The 21232-nt window shown below is 58.8% G+C and carries 22 protein-coding genes; 8 read left to right on the top strand and 14 right to left on the bottom strand.

The annotated features are described in order from the left end of the window. Nucleotides 1–86: 86 nt before the first annotated feature. The 11 genes from virB10 to J5278_RS27915 are packed head-to-tail and all read right to left on the bottom strand — an operon-like array spanning nt 87 to nt 9449. A complete protein-coding gene (gene virB10 / locus J5278_RS27965; protein ID WP_111215408.1) occupies nt 87–1358 on the bottom strand; it encodes a type IV secretion system protein VirB10 in 1272 nt (423 codons plus the stop codon). Further along, nucleotides 1348–2169, bottom strand: coding sequence for a TrbG/VirB9 family P-type conjugative transfer protein (locus J5278_RS27960; RefSeq protein ID WP_257623500.1), 822 nt, complete (start codon nt 2167–2169; stop codon nt 1348–1350). Before J5278_RS27960 ends, virB10 begins: the two co-directional genes overlap by 11 nt. Next, entirely contained in the window at nt 2166–2897 is a 732-nt protein-coding gene (locus tag J5278_RS27955; protein ID WP_111215406.1) for a virB8 family protein, read from the bottom strand. Before J5278_RS27955 ends, J5278_RS27960 begins: the two co-directional genes overlap by 4 nt. 19 nt (nt 2898–2916) lie before the next feature. After that, nucleotides 2917–3942, bottom strand: coding sequence for a type IV secretion system protein (locus J5278_RS27950; protein WP_240538799.1), 1026 nt, complete (start codon nt 3940–3942; stop codon nt 2917–2919). 13 nt (nt 3943–3955) lie between these two features. Further along, complete coding sequence (locus tag J5278_RS27945) at nt 3956–4174, bottom strand: hypothetical protein (protein WP_224140398.1); 219 nt, start codon at nt 4172–4174, stop codon at nt 3956–3958. A gap of 19 nt (nt 4175–4193) precedes the next feature. After that, entirely contained in the window at nt 4194–4931 is a 738-nt protein-coding gene (locus tag J5278_RS27940) for a type IV secretion system protein (protein WP_240538798.1), read from the bottom strand. A 13-nt stretch (nt 4932–4944) separates the two neighbouring features. Further along, nucleotides 4945–5598 (bottom strand): hypothetical protein, encoded by a 654-nt coding sequence (locus J5278_RS27935; RefSeq protein WP_240538797.1) that lies wholly within the window; start codon nt 5596–5598, stop codon nt 4945–4947. Then, nucleotides 5595–8039, bottom strand: coding sequence for a VirB4 family type IV secretion/conjugal transfer ATPase (locus J5278_RS27930; protein ID WP_209186710.1), 2445 nt, complete (start codon nt 8037–8039; stop codon nt 5595–5597). Before J5278_RS27930 ends, J5278_RS27935 begins: the two co-directional genes overlap by 4 nt. A 30-nt stretch (nt 8040–8069) precedes the next feature. Then, nucleotides 8070–8366 carry a type IV secretion system protein VirB3 gene (locus J5278_RS27925; protein WP_111215403.1) on the bottom strand — a complete coding sequence of 99 codons (297 nt, stop codon included), beginning with the start codon at nt 8364–8366 and terminating at the stop codon, nt 8070–8072. Further along, a complete protein-coding gene (locus J5278_RS27920) occupies nt 8366–8719 on the bottom strand; it encodes a TrbC/VirB2 family protein (protein ID WP_111215401.1) in 354 nt (117 codons plus the stop codon). The genes J5278_RS27925 and J5278_RS27920 overlap by 1 nt, the downstream gene beginning before the upstream one ends. A gap of 22 nt (nt 8720–8741) precedes the next feature. After that, nucleotides 8742–9449: a lytic transglycosylase domain-containing protein gene (locus J5278_RS27915; RefSeq protein ID WP_111215399.1), complete on the bottom strand. Its 708-nt coding sequence runs from the start codon at nt 9447–9449 to the stop codon at nt 8742–8744. Between the two features lie 81 nt (nt 9450–9530). Between J5278_RS27915 and J5278_RS27910 the strand changes: the two genes are divergently transcribed. The 6 genes from J5278_RS27910 to J5278_RS27885 all read left to right on the top strand — a co-directional run bounded on the left by J5278_RS27910 (nt 9531) and on the right by J5278_RS27885 (nt 12578). Next, nucleotides 9531–10001, top strand: a complete 471-nt coding sequence (locus J5278_RS27910; RefSeq protein ID WP_111215397.1) for a hypothetical protein — start codon at nt 9531–9533, stop codon at nt 9999–10001. A 50-nt stretch (nt 10002–10051) separates the two neighbouring features. Next, a complete protein-coding gene (locus J5278_RS27905; RefSeq protein ID WP_240538796.1) occupies nt 10052–10432 on the top strand; it encodes a hypothetical protein in 381 nt (126 codons plus the stop codon). 21 nt (nt 10433–10453) lie between these two features. After that, nucleotides 10454–10930, top strand: a complete 477-nt coding sequence (locus tag J5278_RS27900) for a hypothetical protein (RefSeq protein ID WP_111215393.1) — start codon at nt 10454–10456, stop codon at nt 10928–10930. After that, nucleotides 10927–11595, top strand: coding sequence for an acyltransferase (locus tag J5278_RS27895; RefSeq protein ID WP_111215391.1), 669 nt, complete (start codon nt 10927–10929; stop codon nt 11593–11595). Before J5278_RS27900 ends, J5278_RS27895 begins: the two co-directional genes overlap by 4 nt. Next, nucleotides 11592–12179, top strand: coding sequence for a thermonuclease family protein (locus tag J5278_RS27890; RefSeq protein WP_111215389.1), 588 nt, complete (start codon nt 11592–11594; stop codon nt 12177–12179). Before J5278_RS27895 ends, J5278_RS27890 begins: the two co-directional genes overlap by 4 nt. An 84-nt stretch (nt 12180–12263) precedes the next feature. After that, entirely contained in the window at nt 12264–12578 is a 315-nt protein-coding gene (locus J5278_RS27885) for a DUF736 family protein (protein WP_224130002.1), read from the top strand. A 1653-nt stretch (nt 12579–14231) separates the two neighbouring features. Here J5278_RS27885 and def read toward each other — a convergent pair. From def to mobC, 3 genes are all read right to left on the bottom strand, one after another. Beyond that, a complete protein-coding gene (gene def, locus J5278_RS27875; RefSeq protein ID WP_111215381.1) occupies nt 14232–14720 on the bottom strand; it encodes a peptide deformylase in 489 nt (162 codons plus the stop codon). A 911-nt stretch (nt 14721–15631) separates the two neighbouring features. After that, entirely contained in the window at nt 15632–18238 is a 2607-nt protein-coding gene (locus J5278_RS27870) for an LPD7 domain-containing protein (protein WP_257623499.1), read from the bottom strand. 649 nt (nt 18239–18887) lie between these two features. Further along, complete coding sequence (mobC, locus tag J5278_RS27865; RefSeq protein WP_111215377.1) at nt 18888–19295, bottom strand: plasmid mobilization relaxosome protein MobC; 408 nt, start codon at nt 19293–19295, stop codon at nt 18888–18890. 547 nt (nt 19296–19842) lie between these two features. On the opposite strand from mobC, the gene J5278_RS27860 reads away from it, so the two are divergent. Together J5278_RS27860 and J5278_RS27855 are read left to right on the top strand one after the other, a co-directional pair. Continuing rightward, the gene (locus J5278_RS27860; protein WP_111215412.1) at nt 19843–20514 is read left to right on the top strand and encodes a ParA family protein; all 672 of its coding nucleotides are present in this window, start codon (nt 19843–19845) and stop codon (nt 20512–20514) included. A 16-nt stretch (nt 20515–20530) separates the two neighbouring features. After that, nucleotides 20531–20869 (top strand): hypothetical protein, encoded by a 339-nt coding sequence (locus tag J5278_RS27855; protein ID WP_240538794.1) that lies wholly within the window; start codon nt 20531–20533, stop codon nt 20867–20869. Nucleotides 20870–21232: the final 363 nt, after the last annotated feature.

The raw sequence follows: 21232 nt of genomic DNA, 5'->3' as shown, positions 1-21232 counted from the left end.
GTTGAGCAGTCTGCCTGACATAAATGGGCAAGCTGTCCCACAAGGACTTCGAGCGTTCGCCCTGCGGCGGTTGAGGCTCTATCACGTCACGGGCCGGGCTTTGCGACCAAATGCCGTATCTGCGCGCGGCGAAGGTCATTGACGGCTTGCCGGACCGGATCGGGATAGAGCGAGGAGAAATCGAGATCCTTGCGCACGAACACCATGATCTCGGTTCCCTGGTCGACATAGATCGTCGGCGGTATGCTGATTGAATCCTTCAGCGCCATGTTGGCCATCTCTGCCATGGTCTGGGACAGGGTTTGTTGCGCCTGGCTCTGCGCGTTTGAGCCTGATGAGGAAGAGGCGGAACTGCTGGACCCGTCGCTGTTCAGGCCTGCAACAAAGGAGGAGACGCCTCCGACCATGCTAAGCACGGCTGCCGCACCAAAGCGCTCGAGGTAGTGCTTGTCGACGAAGCCCGCGAGCCCCGAACGTCCAAGGTCGTCCGTTCCATAGGACCCGAGTGCAACGGACGTTCCGTCACTGCGCAGCGCCCGCGTCCAGACGACCAGCACCCGCGTCTGGCCGCGCGCCATACCGCTTCTATATTCGCCCGTCAGCATGGTTCCCTTCGGCAGCAGGATCCGCCGGCCATCGAAGGAATAGACATCGGTCGAGATAACGGCTCTGACCATGCCGGGAAGGTCGGACTGGATTGCCGTTTCGAGCACCCCACGGATCAATGTTCCCTGCGGGATCAAAGCGTCGATGCGATCATTGCTTGAGGCTGTCACTGTCGCGACGTCTTCGGACCCGACCGCCTGCGCGAACCTGCGGTTCGGGTCCTCGTCGGCACTTGCGCTGTTACCGCCGCTTTGCGCAGATGAGATGCCAGCAGCAGACGTGCCACTATCTCCCCTGGTAGATTGGTCGACGACCAGCATGTTCGAGCGCAGCCGCGCCTGGCGCAACTCCTCTTGTTTCTTTGCCCGCTCGGCCTCATCAGCGGCTCGCCGTGCCGCCGCCTCGTCTATAACCGGCGGCGCGACGATAGGGGCGGCAATAGGAGGTGGCTGGACGACCGCAGGTGCGGGTGGCGGTGGTGGCGCAAGGACCAGCCTGTTGTCGGTGGGTGCTGGTGGCGAATTCTCCGTGTCGAAGTTGAGATGCGCGGCGTGGCTCGCCGTCTTGAATGCCTCGTTGGTATCCGTCTTCTTCGCTCTATCTGGCTTGATGATGCTAACATAGCCGGCATAGGCAAGGACTACCAGGGCAACGGAGGCGAGAAGCACCGGCATCAGCCTGCCTCTCCTCGCATCGGGGGACCGCGCAACAGTCTCGGTAATGCGCGCCTCTTCTTCGAAATCAATGGCCATGGCTGATCTCCTGCGGCTGACCGTCTGACCATTTGCTTTCTTGCGGTGGCGGCGTGCCGATCGGGGGCTGCAGGTTGAACACACAGGTCGCGACACTGCCTGATCGCAGGGTCCATTGGCGCGCCACCTTGTCGATGACGATGTAGTCGCCCTCGCGTCGGTAGTTCACAAGAGACTCCCTGCCATCGGACTTGACGGCAAAGAACGCCGGGACTTCACCACTGAATTGGAAAAACGTCTTCGTGCCATCGTCAAAAATTGACGTCGGCCTGGCATCGACAGCACCTTTATATCCATAATCATAATTTATGCGGCCAGGGTTTGCCAAAGCCGCCCGAATGTTGGGCATGGCGGCATTCTGTCGGGCGGCGGCCAAGAGGTTGGCGTCCATGGTGTCGTCCGGATAGGAAAAACGCAGCTTAATGACCGCAGCTTTGGTGTTGCCGGGTTTGGCGCCGTTGAGGAAGAAGGTGTAGACCCGCTTCGACGTCACGACGTTCATGTTGGTCTGTGCGTCGGGCTGAAGCGGCTTGATGAACAGGAAGCGCTTGGATTGATCCGGGACGGCCTGCCAGGCCAGGCTATCGCCCATGGCGACCGTTGCGATCTGTTCGTCGTCATTAAAGACGATCATCGTCGACACACCCATCATGCCGGCGAGATAGACGACGTTGTCCTTCTGGAAAGGCACGGTACGAATGCGTGCGTCTGCCCTGACGGATTGCGGCTGCACTTCCGCCAAAACGACAGGTGGGCGCGCGAGCATGGTGATCGCAGCGATACTGCCGATAAGAAGATGCCGTGTCCTCACTGGGCCTCCTCCCCCACAGTGACTGTCTCCTGGTCGCGCCTATACTCGGTCACCTGGAAACCGAGGGGATTGTCGAAGCGCCAGTCGTTGCGCATCGGCTCGGACGTATATTTGAAGCGGACATTGGCGACCCAATGGTCCGTGACAGTAGGCCCTGACGTGCCGGAGCGTGTCGTCGAAAAGCGGACGGCGGCCGTGTTGTCGTTGAGGAAGATGACACTTTTGACGAACACGGTGATTTCGGTGTTGGGTCCGTAGACTTTGACAGGGTTGTTGAGGTTCGCGCTGGAATAGGTATTTGCGAGATCGGCGGATGCTTTTCCGGTCGAATAGAGCGATGCTAGGTCGAAATTGTCCCGCAATCCCTTTGGATCGTAGGTTTCGCGAGCGCGGATGAAGCGTACGATATTGGCCCGCGTTACCGCTTCGTTTTGCGTAAGATCACCACGCTCCTGCAGCGGTCGGCTGACTTCCACATAGCCCGTTGTCTTGTCGACCTCGAGGACGACGACATCGAAGGTTTTGAGCGGCAGCAGCATCCAGAGCAGACCGATCGACGTTGCCAAGGCTATACCGAGCAGCACCGCGACTGTCCTCCAGACACCGCGAGACATTGCGACTGACCGATAGACCGAGCGCTCCCATCGTTCTCCCTCGCTATAATAGCGGGGATCAATCCCTCCCTCTGACGCGTCTAGCGCCCCCACCCCATTGTCGTTTTTACCCATTCATGTCTCTCCAGGATGCTTATTTGCGGGCGTTGGCGGCGGCAGCTCGCACCTGGGCTGCTGCGGGATCACCATCGCCGATCGTCGCCGGCGCACCGGGCCGCTGGTTGAACAGATATCCGCCAGCCTTTGCGATGCCTTGTCCGGACATGGCAGCCGCTCTCCAACCGAGCCTCACGGTCGTTGCCGCCGCCGCCGCACCGAGGGCGTCAATTCTGGGTCCCCCGCCGGCAATCGCCAGCGCGATCGAGATCGCATGGGTCAAGAGGAAGGCCGTTACGATCGACATCAGCATGAAGGGAGCCAGCGTTGTCATGTTGGCCGCACTGGCATCGGCAGTCAGCGCATCCACCCTGGCCTTCAGCAGCGTCAACATAAATCCGAGGATCACATAGACGATGATTGGCAGAAGCGCGTAACCCGCAAGACTGGCAATCCAGCCATCCACCACCCGCGACGTCAGATTGAACAGCGCGCAACACAGAACGATTGGCCCGATCGCCAGCAGGATGAACATGGTCATCTTCCCGATCATCAGCAGCGTGACGGCGATCGCGCATAAAATACAAACGACCGCAAGCACGACGATGGCAAGGATGTACATGCCAACGGCCGTGATACCACCGGCATCCACCATGGTCTTGACGACGGCAATCCCGCTGTTCCAGATGTCGGTCAGACCCTGCGTCACAGACGATCCCGAACTGCCGTCCCCGCCGCAATCGCTGCCGCCGGTCGACTGGCAAACAATCGTCGCCATCCCATCCGGCGCTTCCAGCAAGGGCTTGACGATCAGCGGCTGATAGGTGGCCCATGACACGATCAGGCTGTAGCAGATGAACGCCCGACCAAATCGCCAGACGAACGTGCCGGCGGTCATCTGGGCGCGACCGAACAGCATCTCATAGCCCCACCAGACGACATAGACGGTAAGCCCGGCCAGGAACAATGGCCCGAGATAGCCGGCAAGCGTCGTGTACATGGACTGCACGGCGCTGACGCCCATGCTGTCGATCTTGCCGAACAGAATGTCGAACGGGTTCATGCTCTCGCGCCGCTCAAAGCATGGTCACACCGCTGCGATCATCGTTTCCGACGACGCCGCGCTGACGAACCATCGGCCCGCAATGATCGTCGATGCCGCCGGCATAAGCCTGCGAGAATAGGATGGAGCCTATCCCCGCCGAGCACGGCGCCTTGAGTTCCTTATGGCCAGCACATCCGGGCAATGCGGTAAAGGTCGCAACCACGAGCGCAAGGCAAACGGTTTGGCCCACCCGCGTTATCATCTCATCTTCACTGCCCAACGAAGGAGACCTCATTCGGGTGGTAGGTCATGAATGCAGATGTTGCCGCCTCCGCTGCCAGCTGGCGCATCTGTTCGGCATTCAGAGCAGCGTTTCCGGCGTTGACAGCTCCGACGAGCTCGTTGACGGTTTGTGCGGTTTGGGTCTGCACTTGCGAGTTTTGATCGATGGAGCCCTTGATGTCGGGTGCCGATCCGATTTGTCCCTGGACAGCCTGAAACGCGGACGATCGCTGTTGTGCACTGGTCTGCGTTCCGGCAATCGACGCCGTCAGCGCTGTCGCCGTGTTCACCAACCCCTGATAGACCTTGTCGCCGCGCGTCAAATTTGCGCTTGCCATCTCGCCCGACAAGGACCTGACGAGATTGAGACCGTTCAGGATCGTTGCGGCCGTATTGCCGAAGGAACCAAGATTGCCCCAGGACATCTGACCGCTGAGCAATGAGGAAAAATCGGGCGCATTGCCGATCGAAAACCCGGAGCCAAGGGCCGCACCGGCGATCTCGCTGGTCGACCGGTTTCCGGTGACCGCCGCAAGTGTCCTGTTTACGGTCTGCAGGATGTCGCTGTTCGACGACATGATCTGCGCGGTGTTCGACGCGGTCTTCGTTGCCTGGGACAGGGTCGCCTCGTCGATGACGGGGACCTGCGCAAAAACACTGCCGCAGGGAACCACCGCCATGAGCAGGGACAGGGCATGTCTGGGCAACATCTTCAATGGCTTCATCGTCTGAACTCTCCTACTCATTGCCGTTGATGAACGATACGGAGCCCGGATCGTAGGTCATGACTTTCGATGCAGCGCTTTCCGCTGCTGCCTGGTCGACCAGTCGCTGGTTTCGCAATCGAACCGTTGTCGTCGCCGACTGGATCGCCTGGTTCCAGATCTGGGCGCCCGACAGGCGCGCGGTGGTGTTCTGGTCGAAGGCGCCCTGCAGGGAGTTGGCATTGCCGATTGTCGCTGCCTGGTTTTGAAGTGTCGAGGTATTGGCGCTGATCGCGGCAGCCGTTGCGGCGAGCGCGCTCACCACCTGGCCGATATTCCTGGTTTTCAGGGCCTGGACGCTTGAACCGGTGGCCAGAAGGATCGACAGGTCGCTAGTGCCAATTGCAGTCCCGGAAAGCGGTGACCCGGAGATGGCCGCACCTGAGATCGGTGGGATGCCGGCAAGATCCCCCTTCGCCGTGACACTCGACGTGACACCTCGCGACGGTGCCACGGAAGACTGTTTGAAGGTCCGTGCGCGTTGCACGCAGACGGCCGTCTTCGTCTCTTCGGTCGTTCGCGCGGCGTCGTTGACCGGCACCTGTGCCATCGTCGGCGAGATCCCCGACATCGCCACCAGTACCACCAGGCACATAGAAGCGCTGAGATTTCGGTTCCGGACGCTCATCTCATATCACCTCTTGCGTCCGGAGGATTGTCAGGCTCCTGGCTCCAGCCACAGTAATAGGGCAGCCAGAGCTCCGGGGCGTCGCCGTAGCGACGACGCAGACGCTCGCATTCGGCGACCGTTTCAGCCCTGCCGGACAGCACCTTGATGAAGTCCGGGAGTGCGGAGAGATCAAGCCGCGCGATAAGGCTGTCGTGGTCGTGCTTGACCAGGAACTGACGGCTTGTCGACGCGGTCGACCTCACCCACTCAAATTCGGTTTCCGAAAGTCCAAAACCTTTGACATAGCTCTCCCCATCCGCCTTCGGGTTGGGGAAGAAGATGGTCGTCGGGCTTTGCTCGAGCAGCGTATGGGCGATCCGCGATGTGGTGATATCGCGTGGAGATTGCGTGCCAATTCCGACAATACCGTTCTTCTTGCGGATGGTCTTCAGCTGGTCGTTGATGAAGGCGCCTGCCCGGTCGTCGCTCAGGAGTTTCCAGCCTTCGTCAACGAAGAGCATCATCGGCCGCTCGCCATCCAGCATCTGGCCGATGCGAAAGAAGATATAGCCGAGCGCCACTGTGCGGACTTCCGGATCATCGAGGACGGCGGTCAGATCAAAGCCGAAGATGCCGCGCTCGCCATCCCAAAGATCCACCGTGTTGTTGAACAACCATCCTCGGGTATCGCACCAGGCCTCGAAACGCGACGCCAGATCGTCGGGCCCGGCGGCCTCGCCCCCTCGCAGCAGATGGACGACGTCCGAGAACAGGCGCTCCCGGACCGGCACGCTGAATATCTGCTCGACCGCTCGGTAGAGGATTTTCTCCTGCTCGGCCGACAGCTTTTCGGCATCATCCTTTGGGCGAACGAGATAGCTGAGGAGGTCATAGACGAACGCCCTGTTATCAGGAATGTCTGGAAGTTGCAGCGGATTGAAACCGGTTGGAACGCCGGGTTGCAGCACCTCGTACTGACCACCGCAGGCACGAATGAAGACCTCCCCACCACGATCCTTGTCGAAAAAGGCGCATCGAGGTTGGGGTCTTGCCCGCATTGCCTGCGACAGCAAAAACAGGAGCGCCACGGTCTTTCCCGAACCCGTCGGGCCGGTGACGATGAAATTGCCGACCTCACCCTTGTGGAAGTTGAAGAAATAGGGGGTCATCGACGTCGTCTGCAGCAAGGAAACAGCCGGTCCCCAGTGATTTCCACGGGGTTTTCCAAGAGCAAAATTATGAAACGACGCCAGTCCACAAAAATTGCGCGACGAAATCAGCGCGCGACGTGCGATATAGGAGAAGTTGCCCGGTAGCTGGGCGTAAAAGACCGGCTCGCTGTTCAGATCCTCGCGCACGACCACCATACCGGCATTCTGCAATTCCTTGGTGATGGCCTGGGCGCCGGCCTCGGTCTCCTTGATCGAAGCCCCTAACGCCATCACCGACAGATGGTGATAGCCCATGACGGCGCGGCCGTTGACCAACTCATCCCTGGCAATCGAGATAGCACTTCCAAGGCTCGTGCCACGCTCATCCGAAACACTGATCTGACGCTCTATCCGATCCATCTCCGACAGGACTGGCGCACGATCTTGCAAGGCGAAACTTTGCGACAGGATGAACTCGCCCGGGACCTTCAGCAGCCCGTCGATCATGCCAGCCGCGGTGTAGGGTGGGTATTCGCGGATCGACAACATTGCGCCGAACCGGGTTTCGATGTCGCTGGCGCCGCGCATTTCGAAGACACGGCGGCCGAAGGTGATACGGCGGGTCGGCAGATATTGGTCGAGAGGCATGCGCGGCAAGGCCATGGCGACTGGCTCGCCGCCGTTAAGCAGCATCGCCAGGAACTCGAGCGGCTCGGACGCCACGTGCCGCTCCCGCGCCACCACCTTCAGGACCCGGGCGCCGTAATGTTCCATTCCCTTGACGATGTTGGCGACATGCTCGCGCAGCTCCTGGCGGGCCTCCAGATCCATCGCCCGCTCGGATACACCGGACGCCTTGCGCAAGCGCGATAAGATCTCGTCCGCCAGTCCGACCTTGCCCTGGAAGCCCCGCCGGATGATCGTCAGGTAGAGCTCGTTCAAATACATGCTGTTGTCTTTTAGGCTCAGCATGTAACGATCATTGAGAGCCCTGCAGAATGGGATATCGAACGTACCACCGAGTTGAGGGGGAATACGACGCCGCACGATGTGGGCGTAGGCTGCAAAACGGCTGTCTGCGAGGGCCCGAACCAGCGTGTTGCGCGCGGTCGCCTCGACATCGATGATTTGCTGATCGGCGGTCTGGTGACAGAAGCCATCGATCTTGATGATCGTCAGCAGCATTCCGTCCTTGGTTCGCAGTGTTTCCTCGTCGACATGCCTGAGGTAGGGGACATGCGCCGAGATCGGCTTTTCCCGGGCGCTTTCGGCTCCAAACCGAAGATCCTTGCGGATGGACTTTTGCATCGCTGCCTCCATCAGGTTGGCTCCCAAGAATTACGGTTCATAGGAATTGCCGCCCCAGAAGTGACGGTTCTTCGTCCAGGGGCATTTGGCGATCCGCACGAGAGCGACGTTCGCCAGGTGCGGATCGCGCACCGTGATCACGTAAGCCGCGGCATGCAGGGGCAGGAAGAGAAGAAACATCGCAAGGTTCTTCGTATTGAGGAACGTCATGACGACAATCATCAGTTCGCCGACGAAGACGCCGATCGGCACGCCCCAGAACATTCTCGGCCGTGTGAGACCGAGAACAAGCGGCGCCACTTCCGCCCTTACCTCAGCCTCGCTCATCAGCCGCCCAATCCGGAAGACATGGACTGCACGAGCTGCGAGCCGCCAAAGATGAAGGCGATGCCAACGATGATGGAAAAGCACCAACTCCAGGGGATACGGCTCGTCAACGCCATGTAGCCAACGGCAGCACAGGCGATGGTCGCCGCTGTCGTCGCGAACGTTCCGGTCATGAAATTGAGGAGTGTCGTGAACACCGAATTGATCGGCTGGAAGATATCGCCGGCGGCATAGGCTAGTTCGACATTGCCCATCATCACAGCGCCGGCGACCCCTGCCAGCACCAAGATGTTTCCGTTGATCCGTCCGGTCGACATCACCGATCGGGCGAGATTGTATAGCCTTGTCTTCATCTGGGGCTCCTTTCTTTCCTGACTACTGCACGTACAGAACCGAGCCGCCGATCCAGTCGTGATCGCCGGCTTGCGGTCTGGTTTGATGGATGGGGGTTGGCTGCTCGGAGGCTGGCGTTTGCGCCAGCAGGTCCACGCCGGCAGCAGCAACGGCTCGACTGCCCGCAGCGGCGGCCTTGGCGGCCCGCTTGCCGCCCTTCAGGTAGTTGTCAAAGCCGTAATAGGCGTTGGTAACCAGTGCCGTGTAGGAGACGGTCTCGGCAATATCCGGCACGCCCCCTGCGGCAACGACACGACCCTCTCCGGCATTATAGGCCGCAACCACGAGCATAATGTTGCCTCCAAAGGCAGCCGTCAGATCCTTGAGGTAGCTGACGCCGCCCCGAATATTCTCGGCCGCGTCGCAAATATCCGTCACCTGATAGCGCGCGGCGGTCCTTGGCATGAGCTGCATGGGACCGCGCGCTCCCGCGGTCGAATTGACGTGGGCGCCGAAGCCGGACTCCTGATCGGCAATTGCCAGTGCCAACCTGGCGTCGACCCCCTGGCGCGACGTTTCCCTGGTGATGAGCTGGCGAATGGTCTTTGCATCCACCGCACCGTCAGCGCAGTCGGAAGAGACATTGACTGTGAACGCGCCCGAACTGGGCGATGCATCGTTGGCCAAAGCCAGACAGGGAAAGACGAGGTTCACGACAACGATCGCAGTGCGCATGGGGGCTATGGACATTTGCGTTTCCCGAGTTATAAGTGCATATATATAAAAACATGATAACAACGCAAGTGCCTTTGTAAAATGCCAGGAGCGCAGATGTCATCGATCGCCAGATGCGGCATTTTTGCCTCATCCGTTCTTGCCGTCTGGCTTTCCCAGAACGTCGCGGCTGACGCCGCGGAGGCGGATTGGGGCTGTCAGATCGTCCTTTGCGTGGCAGCGCAGACGCCGAGCTGGCATGGTATCTCCTACTGTGTATCGCCAATGGAAAAGCTGATTGCCGCAATGGCGTTGCCCGGCTTTTCCTGGCCGGCCTGCAAGGCAGCCGGTACCGGCGCGCCTGGCTTTGAGGCATTCGAGGATTGCCCGAGTGGCTATGTCGAGGCAGACGACCAATCCGGCCATGGCGGTGACTTGGCAAGCTATTGCGCCAAGTACACGATCGAGCGTGGCGAGCGGACCGAGATCGATCGTCAGCCACGGCCGCGAAGGGCCAGACCCTGGTATTTCGACATCAGGCAAAAAGACGGCACGTCCACACGCGCATGGTTTGATTTGCAGAAGTGACAGTCAGGGCGCGCCTGCTTCGCCGGAGTTGTTTTGAAAGGAGTACGCCGATGGGCAAGGAGATCTGGTTTTTTCATCGCCTGGGGCCAATCGAGATCGTCGCTACCACGATTGCAATCAGCGGCACGGCGACGATCGCCGGGATATGGGTCACAACGGCTCCGAAATCCGTCTACGCCCACCCGATGGACAACCTCGCATACACGTTTTTGGTCCTGGCTCTTTATCTGCTCTTCAATGCAGTGCTCGTCGGGCTCTGCTGCGCGGCGGCGCTCTGTATCCTCAAAGCTCTGTACGCCGCGGCCAGCACAAGTCTTCGTCTTATCCGCACGGCTCTGATCCAGCCAATCCTCCTGGTGCGCGCTCTTACAGCGTTCGTCGACGCGATGTTCGACAAGTCCGTAGCGTTCCGCCGGCGTCTCACGCGCTAAACATCCTCTTGAGGCTCCCAGATGAAACGCACCCTTGCTGTCCTCGCTCCGCTCCTGATCCTCGCCCTTACCTTCACCGACCGCGCCGCGGCACAGGGTGGACACACGCTGGCGCTTAAACTCACAACCAGGGATGCCAAGCATGATCCTGATGGCATCTGGACCGACGACGATCTTGCGAGCATTCGCCAGCTCACTGGACAGGCCAAAATCTACACCGCGCGTATCACCACGCCCTCGGGCATCTGGCTATTGTCCCAGACAAACGGCGATTGCAACTTGCAAGGCATGTGCACGGCCCTTCTGGTGTTGATCAGACCCGATACGCAAGCAGCGCAATCGCCGCGACCGGTGCGACCGGAGCGGATGGCAAATCCGCAAATGCCGCTCGGTGGCACCGCTATCCTGTCGCCTGATGCCGCCACACTCACAACCGCGGAAATTGGCGAGGACGGCAAGGCGTTTATCGGCATATATCAGGTTGGGCCAATTCGATGATATCTGTTGCCCCCTCCCCGGCTGCCGACAACTGGCAGCCGAACAGACAGGATCTCCTGGCAAATCTTGGGCTGTCGCTCGGTTTTGCAGCATCACTGGCATTTGCCGGCGAAAGCGCTCTCAGTCTCTTGAACGCCGGAATGCCGGCCGGATGTGCCGAATACGCGTCCAACGTCAGTCATAGCGAAGGGAATTTCAACAGTGTTTCCCCCGTCGTCAACGGGACGCGCTGCTATGGTGCATTTCAGTTCTGCGATAGCGGGACGTTGCAAGCCTATTGGGACGGTTCGCGCGAGGATTTTCTAAACAGCCCTTCAGCGCAGGTCGCTGCCTGGGAGCGTTATCAACGCGGCCAATGGAATGCCGCCCAGAAAAACGGCATGACGAGCCTGATCGGGCAACAGGTCTGCTATCAGGGCACTTGTGCCACTATCTCGCAGTCCTCGATCCTCAAGGCCTGTCAGTTCGGCTGCGGTACTGGCGGCAAGCTCTATAATCTTGCAAAATCCGGTCTCGACTGCAACGCGGCCGGGACGCGCGACGGCGCCGGGACCAGCGTCTGCGCCTACCTCATCTCCGGTGCTGGCTACAATGTCAGCTGTATCACCAACTCCAATGACGGCGTGGACTGCGCGCCGATTTCGGCAAAGGAGGTGCAGGAATGACAAGGCCGAGACCGGTAGCGAAGATACTGCTGGTTGCCCTGAGCATCTCGATGGCGATACCGAGTTCCATATTGACCGCCGAGGCGGCCCAACCATCATCCCATGTGTTTGCAGTTCCGCAGACCGGCGTCACCTTTCTGACCGGGGATAGTTGGCAACAGGCGGGCCAGACGATGCGCCTCTACGGCGTTCAGGCGTGCATCCGTGGAACCACCTATACCGACAATTTTGGCCAGAAGCAGGACTGTGGCGCCGTCTCGCTGGCGATGCTGGCAGCTATCTTCAAGGATACTAAACCAACCTGTGCTCCGCTCGCCCAAGTAGCAACCGCTGCCTCCACCCAGCCCTCGACCGTACTCGTCATCTGCTCGGCGCATGTCGGCAGCAACGCGCTCGACGTCGGAACCATGCTGATCACGCAGGGGTTTGCTTTTGCCGCGCTCACAACCAGCGGCAAGGCAGTCTATATGCCCTACGGCATTGAGGAAGGGATTGCGCAGCACTCGCGTGCCGGGCTCTGGGCTTACCCCGACATCCCGTATCCCAATCATGTGCTGTTCTCGAATCCCGCCAGACGTGAGTGACGGGAGCACAGCCCTTGCCCACTATCCGCATCTATTCAATCCAAAAAAAGAGGGAGATCCCAAATGCCTGCGAACGTATCAGAAATGACGAATTACGTTGAGTTTGCCAACGATGGAAAAATCCTGCGAGGCAACATCGCTTCGATCGCCTATGACATCGATATTGCCGGCGAACCCTACAAAAGCGAACATCCGAAAGCGCCGGTTTATCGCTTGTTCTCTACAAGCCCGCGTGGTCGACGGGTCGAGATTGGTGGTATCTGGAAGAAGCAGAACCAAAACGGCGGCGACTACTTCACCCTCACCGTCAACACCGGCTATGGCAAGCTCAATGCCAATCTCGGCCGATATCCCGGCCAGGATGACGAAAGCCTCATGGCGATCATTCCGTGGGACTGATCGGTTAAACAGGTTTGCCACGCAATGCCAGTCACCGTAGCCGCGATGCTGGAGGGCCCTGATTTTGAGGTCGGCGTGCGGAACCGACGCCGCGATGGCGGTTGTCAGCCATAAGGAGTAGGATGGCGGGCGGCACTGTAAACTTAAGCCGTGACACCGTTCTATGGGCCTGAGGGTCTGACTTATGCGGCGTCGGGCACGCGATTTGGCGCCATGTTTGCATGGCTACTGATCGCAGTTCGCGGTGGTGCGCAAATGGAATATCATAGCGGGGAACGTTAAATAGATTGCTATTCGAGTCGTGGATGGAAACGAAACGGGAAGCTGGCACGCTGACTTGGAGCGCTTCATGATCCTCTCCTGTAAGGATTATGGCCTGTCTAAATACGTTGTCGACCGCTGCCCGAAGACCTCGGGCAAACGGATCGTCAAGCCTCGCTCTTTGTCCTTTCCGATCCTGATGTCGCCGACAAGAACACCCTTGATACCGATTACGCCTTGGCAATCAAATGCAGGCTCGCATCACTCGGCGTTGATGACCACGCTCCCAATGAAGACGAAGAAAGTCAAAAAGGCATGGCAAGCGCGACGGCTGACATCTTGATGTAACGGAAGTCGGCTATCGATAGCGAACGAGATAGTTACCTCCCGTTCCCCGCTATCTCGAGTTCCTTACTGACCCGCCCTCGCGCGGGTCTTTTCTTTTTTGGGCAAGGGACCAGGCAACCGGTCGGATCACGGACGCCTCAAACCAGCGAAACCGTCTTCGCCTGGAAGCATACGACGCAGTTCGGCAAGCAGATTGATTAGTGGGTGCGTGGAGACAAGGTCGACAGCGGCTGTGATCGCCCTGCGTCCATGCGCGCTATCGATGCGCGCGCCGCATTCGTCGCAATAGGCGGTCACAGCCGCGATAACGGCCTCAATTTCATGGTTTTCAAGACTGATAAGAGACTGGAGCATTTCGAATGCCCTCCGCAACAAAACGCTGGAATATGTTCGGTTCTGACAGTTGAAAAGTAGGTCCCGTTCGGCTCAGGGGAATGGCCCGTCCGTGAAGTTTTTGCGATGTTGACACGCGCCTGAGAGTGGAGACTGACGTGACGCGCTTCGCGCTTCAGCCAGCTTTCACGAGCGCGCCCTTTGGAGTTGGCGCGCTCTGCCTGATGTGCGGTGCAGGTTTCACAAAGTCCCGGACAAGGATTTCCGTAAGATCCCATGGGGAGTGAAGAGCGGCCGTGACTCTGGCAAAGTGAGGCTGCGATATCGCACTCACCTGATAGGGGACGCTGTTATGGAAGCTGTCGCTTCCCAACCGCAAATGCCAGCCGTTATCCCACTGATCGTGGCGCGATTTTCATCTCATTTGGAAATCAGCAGCGCGACCTGGCTGGTTACATCTTTGTCGCCAGGCAATGGAGAGAAGATGTCAAAGCACTCGGTAGATGGTGGTGATGGGCCCGCATTGGCATGTCATTAGAGCGGTTCATCGGTCCATCAACCGCGGTGCAAGACTGCAAAATTGGCTCTGTGTGTGTCCACTCACGGCCGACGATACATGTCATGCGCCTCTCCTGACCATAGGGAGACTGCGCCGAAAATACCGTCAGAGATAGGGGGCGGATCTTGACACGCGCAAGCAGGCCTTCTGCGTCACGCAGATTCCTGCGGTTCGCGGGGTACTGGCTCACCATGGTCCGTTATCAAGGTCCCATTGAGATGATCGATCTCGTGCTGAAGACATGTGGCAAGGAGGCCTTCGGCTTCGAGAGTCTCCTTGCCGCCACCCAGCGTGTCGTATTCGACGGTAATCCTCGCTGGCCTGACGACGTCGACCATGGTGCCAGGAAGCGAAAGGCAGCCTTCCCTGAAAGTCGAACATTCCGTGGACGTATCGACAATCACTGGATTGATGAGAACCCGGGCATCCCGACGCGCCTCCTGGACGACCCCGACGTCGACGACTACAACGCGTTTCAGAATGCCGATCTGCACAGCCGCCAGCCCCACACCAAATGCGTTGTACATGGTTTCCAGCATGTCATCGATTAAAACGGCCGTCTCTGCGGCCTGGGGGTCAACCGCATCCGAAATCTGACGTAGTGCTGGGTCAGGTATTGTGATTATTGTTCTTGTAGTCATTTGAATCTCCAATCGTCATCGATCAAAGTGTGTGTTAAAATTAGGAGATGGAGAGGGTAAATTTCTTGTGGGTTTAAGATATGCTCCTTGTCCCGGTTTAGTTGTCACAAGACAGACTGACCCGGCATCCGTTCGTTTTAGGCGCTGTATGCGCCAGATTTTAGGTCACAATGTTCAAACCAGCGCCGGAAGTATTAGACAAAGCGGCGGGGATTCGACTCTTTTACAAAAATGATTTTTTGACCATGTAGTACGAGGATAACCTCACCACTTGAGATGGAAGGCACATTCATGATCGAATGATCTATTTCCGCTCGCTAGCCCTTCTTCAGCGCTGCCTTTACAGGGTTTGCCATCAAGAAATCCGAGATCTCGCTTTCGCTCATCGGGAAGCTGATCAGGAAGCAACTTGCTGTACTTGAACTTCGTGCTTTTTTGGCTCCCCGAGCCAGACATCAGTCGTCTTACGCCAATGGCGAATAAACCCCAATTTTGTCGCATATTTCACCCATGCTACTGTATTGCGCTGCAACATACCAAATCTTATCACGAATTCGTGAATTGGCAAATGAAGATTCTATGAAGCTTTATGTATCTGATTTCGTTGAATTTGTCCGTTCAATGGGTGGAATTTTCTCACGGAAGACTACATGTTTCCCGAATTTTTAGCCCGCATTCAGCTACCTGGCCTTTGGCCAGTCCGACGACGTTTCCAAAATGTGGATAGCTCGGCAGCGAGCGGCACTTCAGAAATATCGCTGTCGAGAACGAGCGAGCCGCAGACAAGCTGCCCAACCGGCTAATGAATGGTCAACGCCAAGCCAAGTTGTGCATAGATAGACGGCCATCCGTCAGTTCGCGGAGGGTCCCTTTTGCGAATACCTGAAGGCATCTCCCCCGGGACCACTCGACTACCGCTGACGCGGCTTGTGCGAATGTCTTTGCGTTTCCTTCTGCATCTTAGCGATGGCGTCCTTCTCTGCCAGAAGTTCTTGCTGGGCTTGCCGTTGGCGCTCGATTTCAGGCGACTGGGTTACGTCGGCTGGAATGGGAGTCGTCGGGTTCTGGTCGATAGCCTGTTTGGCCCGCGCAGCGGCATTTGCTTCGGCCTGCGTTCTATATGCGCGGTCGTCTCCGCCACCGTCGATCGGCCGCTCGTTGGTGGCGGCAGTGCTTGCGGCTTGGCGCACCTCCCGCTCGGCCTCGACATCGGTGCGCTCGCGTATTGTCTGAAGGGCGATCGCGATTTCTACGTCCGTCTTTTGACCTGGCCCCTGGACGCTGGAGCTCTCGGCAAGGGCAAGTCGACTTTCTTCGCTAATCTTCTCTTGTCGTCGGCGTTCCTCCGCTTTTTCCCGCGCGGCCCTCAATTTGTCCTGTAGCTCGGGATTGCCAATTTTGAAGCCATGTTCAGCCGCAAGCTCGACAGCGAGGGCCTTCTCGCGCTCGGATCCATTGACCGTGATCTTGTCCCACCTTCTTGCCGCCTCGCGCATCGCCGACAGCATCGATCCACGATCACTATCGGCCGGCTTCACCTTCTCGCCCTCGACAATCGGCGCCTTGGGATCAGTGAGGGGCGGCTGTGGGGCCGCCGGTCCGACTGCTTGAGCTTGGGTTTGGGTTTGAACCTTGGCTTGCCCCTCCATACTGGCCTCATCGATGCTCACGCCAGCTGAACTGCTGCCCCGATCAGCGCGGTCTTTGGTCATTTGTGCTCGCGTAGCGACCAGCTTGTCCTGCAGCTCGGGGTTAGCAATTTTAAATCCGTATTCTGCAGCAAGCTCGACGACCAGCGCCTTGTAGCTTTCAGTGCCATTGATGGTCAGCGCCCCCCATTTGCGGGACGCAACCTGCATCGCGGCCAAAACCACCTGCCGATCCTTCCAATCGGCAATCTCCACCCTGTCGCCGTGATCGGTGAAAGCGACCCTGCCGGCCTTGCCGCGATCTTTGCCATGACTGTAGCGGATCGTCTCGCCGTGCTCTTCTGCCACGAATTCGTGGAACTCGTGTCTCACAGGTGCCACGAAGGTCTCGCCTTGGACCAAACCCCGTTTTTTCTCGATGCGCTCCTGCGTCGCCAGCATATCCTGCTGGGTCTCTCGAAGCTTGCCGCGCAGCTTTTCGATCTGGGGCTGCTGTGCTGGTGAAAGATGCTGTTTGATCACCTCCATCTGGGCGTCCATCTCCGCAAATGAAGCGGTCATCACCTTCAGGTTTGCCATGTCGTCTGTCTCCTTTGGCGTTCTGCCTTCCCGATATGAAATGGATTGATACTCCCCGAACTCGCGCGCCATCGCACGCACCGCCATCTCACCGCGGTCATGGAAATGGAGGACGCTTGCCGTTACCACTTCCGCCGGCACGAACGGGCGCATCCTGTCGGCAAGGTTTCGCGCGACGACGAAGTGGTCGTTACCGCCACCCAGCGCGGGTTGACGGCGCGCCGGCCTGATCCGATGCATCTCGGTCGGCCGAACATCGACAAACCCGAGCGTTCCGCCATACCGACGTGCCAATTCCGCGGCAGCCGAGAAATCGCGGGTGAAGAGTGGCACCGACGACCGCGTTCCAGGACGCTCCGCCCGGTAGAGCCGCAACACGCCAGCATCTGGCGCAAATTGCGCAGGCGACCGCAAAGCCATGGCCGCCGCGTCGCTCCAGCCGCTGGCTGCGGCGGCGGCATGACGCTTTCCTTCTTCCCGTATCGGAATGTGGACAGCACTCGTCCTTGCCGCCTCGACGCGCCGGTGCACGTTTTGCGATGCGACGCCTCGTTCCACACGCTGGATGTCCTTCAGCTTATACCCGGGAGGGTTTGCCCGCTCGAACCGGCTCATCGCGTCCATGGGAATGTTTCGTTCACGCGCCTCTTCGGCCAGTGTCTTGCGCCAGCGCCTGAAATCTTGGATCCGCGGGTGAAGACGCTGGCCGGCGTCCGAGAGCATCTTGATGGCGGCATGAACATGAAGATGCTGCCGATCCTCGTGAAGCACGAAGGCATAGCGATGCCCGGCGAATTCCCTGGCAAGCGTTGCACGCACGGCATCGACGAACCGATCCCTTGGCGTTCCCGGCTTGGCGCTAAAAATGACGTGGGCGACGTCACGGCGCTCTTGCGATCGTAGGTCGCGCTTCCAGTCCTTCGCCTCCTCCAGCGAACTCGCGCCGGTGCCGACCACCACATCCTCGCCGAACGATCCGTCCTTGTTCAGGCGAACCGAGCGCACGGCGTGGTGCGTTCCCTTGCGAACCTGAGCTAGGTAGCGACCAACGCCTTCCACTCCGTGCGCAAAGCCATGGACTTCTACTTGTGCGCCAGCGCCGAACGACGCCTGAAGCAGCCTGTCGAGCTTGCTCAGAGATTTTCGGTTGTCGTAGATACGCTGCGCGCTTGCTTCACCGGGATGGGGACGGGCTGCAGCGCTGAGAACCACTTCAACAGATCGTCCCTTCCCTTTAGCATCGGGCTCGCTCCCCCATGCGATGCGGTGGCCAGGCAGCGCCTGTTTCAACGCCTCGCCCACAGCCTCATCTGAGTGCGATCGTACGAACAATCCCAGCCGCAGCACATCCTTTGACGGCTGACGCCCGTATTCTTCTGCCCATTCGTCGGCAAGCGCCTGGATCCAAGATGCGCCTGCAACCTGTTCACCGGTCTCGCGTTCGACGGTCAATTCGCCATCACGGCTCTGATAGGCAAGAAGTTTGCGGACACGGGCACTTCCGGCAGCAAAACTCACCAGCTTGACCACTGCCGGCTGTGACCCGGCCGCAACGCCCAGGCGCTCGGCCAGGCCGGTAGTCCGGATCGGCGCGGCTCTCGCAGCACCTTCGCCGGTATTTGAGCCAGGAGCAGCCTTTGCCCTCGCAGGTGAGCTGGCATGTCCCGCCGCCAAGGTGCCAAACCCTCCGCCTCCCCCGCTAACGCGGCGCTTGCGTCCTTCATCCTCCAGCTCCATCGTTACGGGCATGAACCCCGTACGCGGCCTGCTGCCCGTATAGGGCGTCCCATCGCCCCTGCGGCGCTTGCGCTTTGGTCCGGGCTTCTGGCGGATTTTGCGGATAGCAAGGCCATCGAAATCCTGATCCTGGAAAGTGGCGGACGCACGCCGCTTCCGCCGCCGCTCGATATCGTCCAGGACACCCAGGAAAGCATCGACTTCAAACATGACTGCCCACCAGGCGCCGCGCACGCGCGCGGCTGCTTGCACGCAACGCGTCAATCTCCCGCTCGTGCTGCACGACAAGCCTGGCAAGTCGTTCCACACCGCCATTCAGATGTTCATATCCGGGTACGCGACCACTGTTCAGCGCGCGCGCAATCTGGTTGAGGTTCACCCCCACTTTCCGAAGCTGAAACACGGTCGCCTTGAGCCGTTGCGCCACTTCGCCTTCAAAGGTTGGCCCAAAGCCTCCGGCTTCGCGCGCCAATCGCCGCAGCACTTCGCTGGTGGGGAGTGCAGCCTCTTCCGCGAACTTCGTAAGCGCCGCAAATTCCGCTTCCGACAATCTTACGCGCACCGATCTGTTCCGGCTTGGCCGCCTTTGTGCAGTCGAGGTCTTGCTCATCCCTTCTCGCTCCGGTCGCCCTTGGCGACTGCCGGACGAGCCCGTCAGCCCATCGGGCACATGTCGGTTTTCGTACACCGAAAACTGCTATCCTGCCAACCATATAATTCTCTTTTATCGTTTATATTCAGATACTTATACAACTTCAGTCACTTCAGTCACTTCAGTCACTTCACACAGTGGTCCCACTTGTGGCACCTTCTCCACCCGTCTCCCTCACGCCACTTCTCTCACTTCTGGTCCGCACGCCGCCTCTGTCAGTCCCGTCAGTTCGAGGACCGCCACCCCTTGCGCCACTGATGGAAGTGGCGGATCTCGTCAAAGTCCTTGAACGATCAGAAGCGAGATCACGGAAACAACTTCCCCTAGTGAGACCCCCTCGGCTGTCTATGGGACTTGCAGCACTGCTGGTCGTGCTTAAACGCCTCCCACTGGCTAAGGCGCGGGGGCTGCGTTCAGTGGTGCAAGCGAGCAGGCTTGCAAAAGCGATCGCCTATCTGTATTTGCTATATAACTAGTCATTCACCGCGACATGAAGATCCTGAAAATGACCATTATCGCTTTGGCAAATTCCAAGGGCGGCGTCGGCAAATCGACCCTGTGCCTCCTGATTGCCTCCGAACTCGCGGAGAACGGTGCCAGTGTTCTCGTCATCGATGCCGATCCCCAGCAGTCCTGTCGTCAATGGGTAGACCGCTGCAACAGCGTCGGCACACTGCCATCGTCATTGTTGGTCACCACAGCATCCTCGCCGCATGACCTGAAATTCGCCCTCACGACGGCGACCGCATCCATCGTCCTCATTGATGTCCAGGGTTCGATCAACGATCTCCTGATTGCCGCTATTGTCGCAAGCGACATCACGCTCGTGCCGGCCAAGGCCAACGTGATGGAAATGATCGAGACCGTAAAGCTTTTCGAATGGGCGAAAGCCAGCCTCAAACGCGCGCCTCTCAAGCTCCTTCTCAATCGCGTCGAAGGCATCGACACCAGGACGACAGCATTCCAGGACGCTGTCCAGATGATCCGTGACAACAAGCTTCCAGCCCTTCCCACCTTCGTTCGCGCCCGAAAAGTCTACGAGCAGTTTTCGAAAGAGGCCGGTTCGCTTGCGCGGATCGGCAATGACCCTGGCAAAGCCGATCAGGTCGCCAAGGCACGCGCAAACATTGTCAGCGTCATCGCCGACATTACGAAGGCCATAGGCGAAGCTGAATGAGCAAACGGAGGAGACCTTGAGCGAAATTCCGCCACTGCAGAAATCGCGTCGGAACCTGTCGGATCTGGATTCCCTGATCGCCGACTCCATCGGGAAAATGGCTTCCTATGGAGAAATGCATGGACCACCGAAGTCCAACGCGGCGGTGGGCGAGCCGCAATCTTTTGAGCCGCCACCGCAAACGATCCAAGCCCATCCTAACACGGTCGATGACAAGCCGGAGCGGTTTCAGATATGTCTCTCCGGCACGGTGATCATCGCTACAAAGCTGGAGGCGCTGAAACGGAGGACGACGGCCGGTGAGATCACTGAACGGGCGCTCAGGTCGTATCTGGGGATGCCTCCGAAGATCTGACGCTACAATGAGCGCCCTATTGTCTCTGGCAATGAATATGCCTGGAGATCGGCATGTGACGCAATTGCAATCCGCGTCGTTGATCAGGTTTCCCACGAGCCTCCGGCAAACCCTACAGCGCTTTTGGAGGCGCGGGTTGCCTCCGGCTGCTGCATTCCTTCGAGCCCAAATGCCCAGCATTTGTCACGAACTCACTCCGGCCGCTGACGCGGCTGGAAAACCCTCATCACCTGAATACCTTCGTGAAAAGAGACCTTGGCGCTCGTGAGCCGAATTCGACAAGAAAGCGCCGGCGTCCTCCACCAAGTATGAAAAAGGTGAGGTGTCATTTGCGCGTATCCAAAATCCGCCATCATATGGTTG

It is taken from the genome of Rhizobium sp. B21/90, from assembly GCF_019355815.1.
GTDB classification, from domain to species: domain Bacteria; phylum Pseudomonadota; class Alphaproteobacteria; order Rhizobiales; family Rhizobiaceae; genus Rhizobium; species Rhizobium rhododendri.
This window is presented reverse-complemented; position numbering and strand designations above follow the sequence as displayed.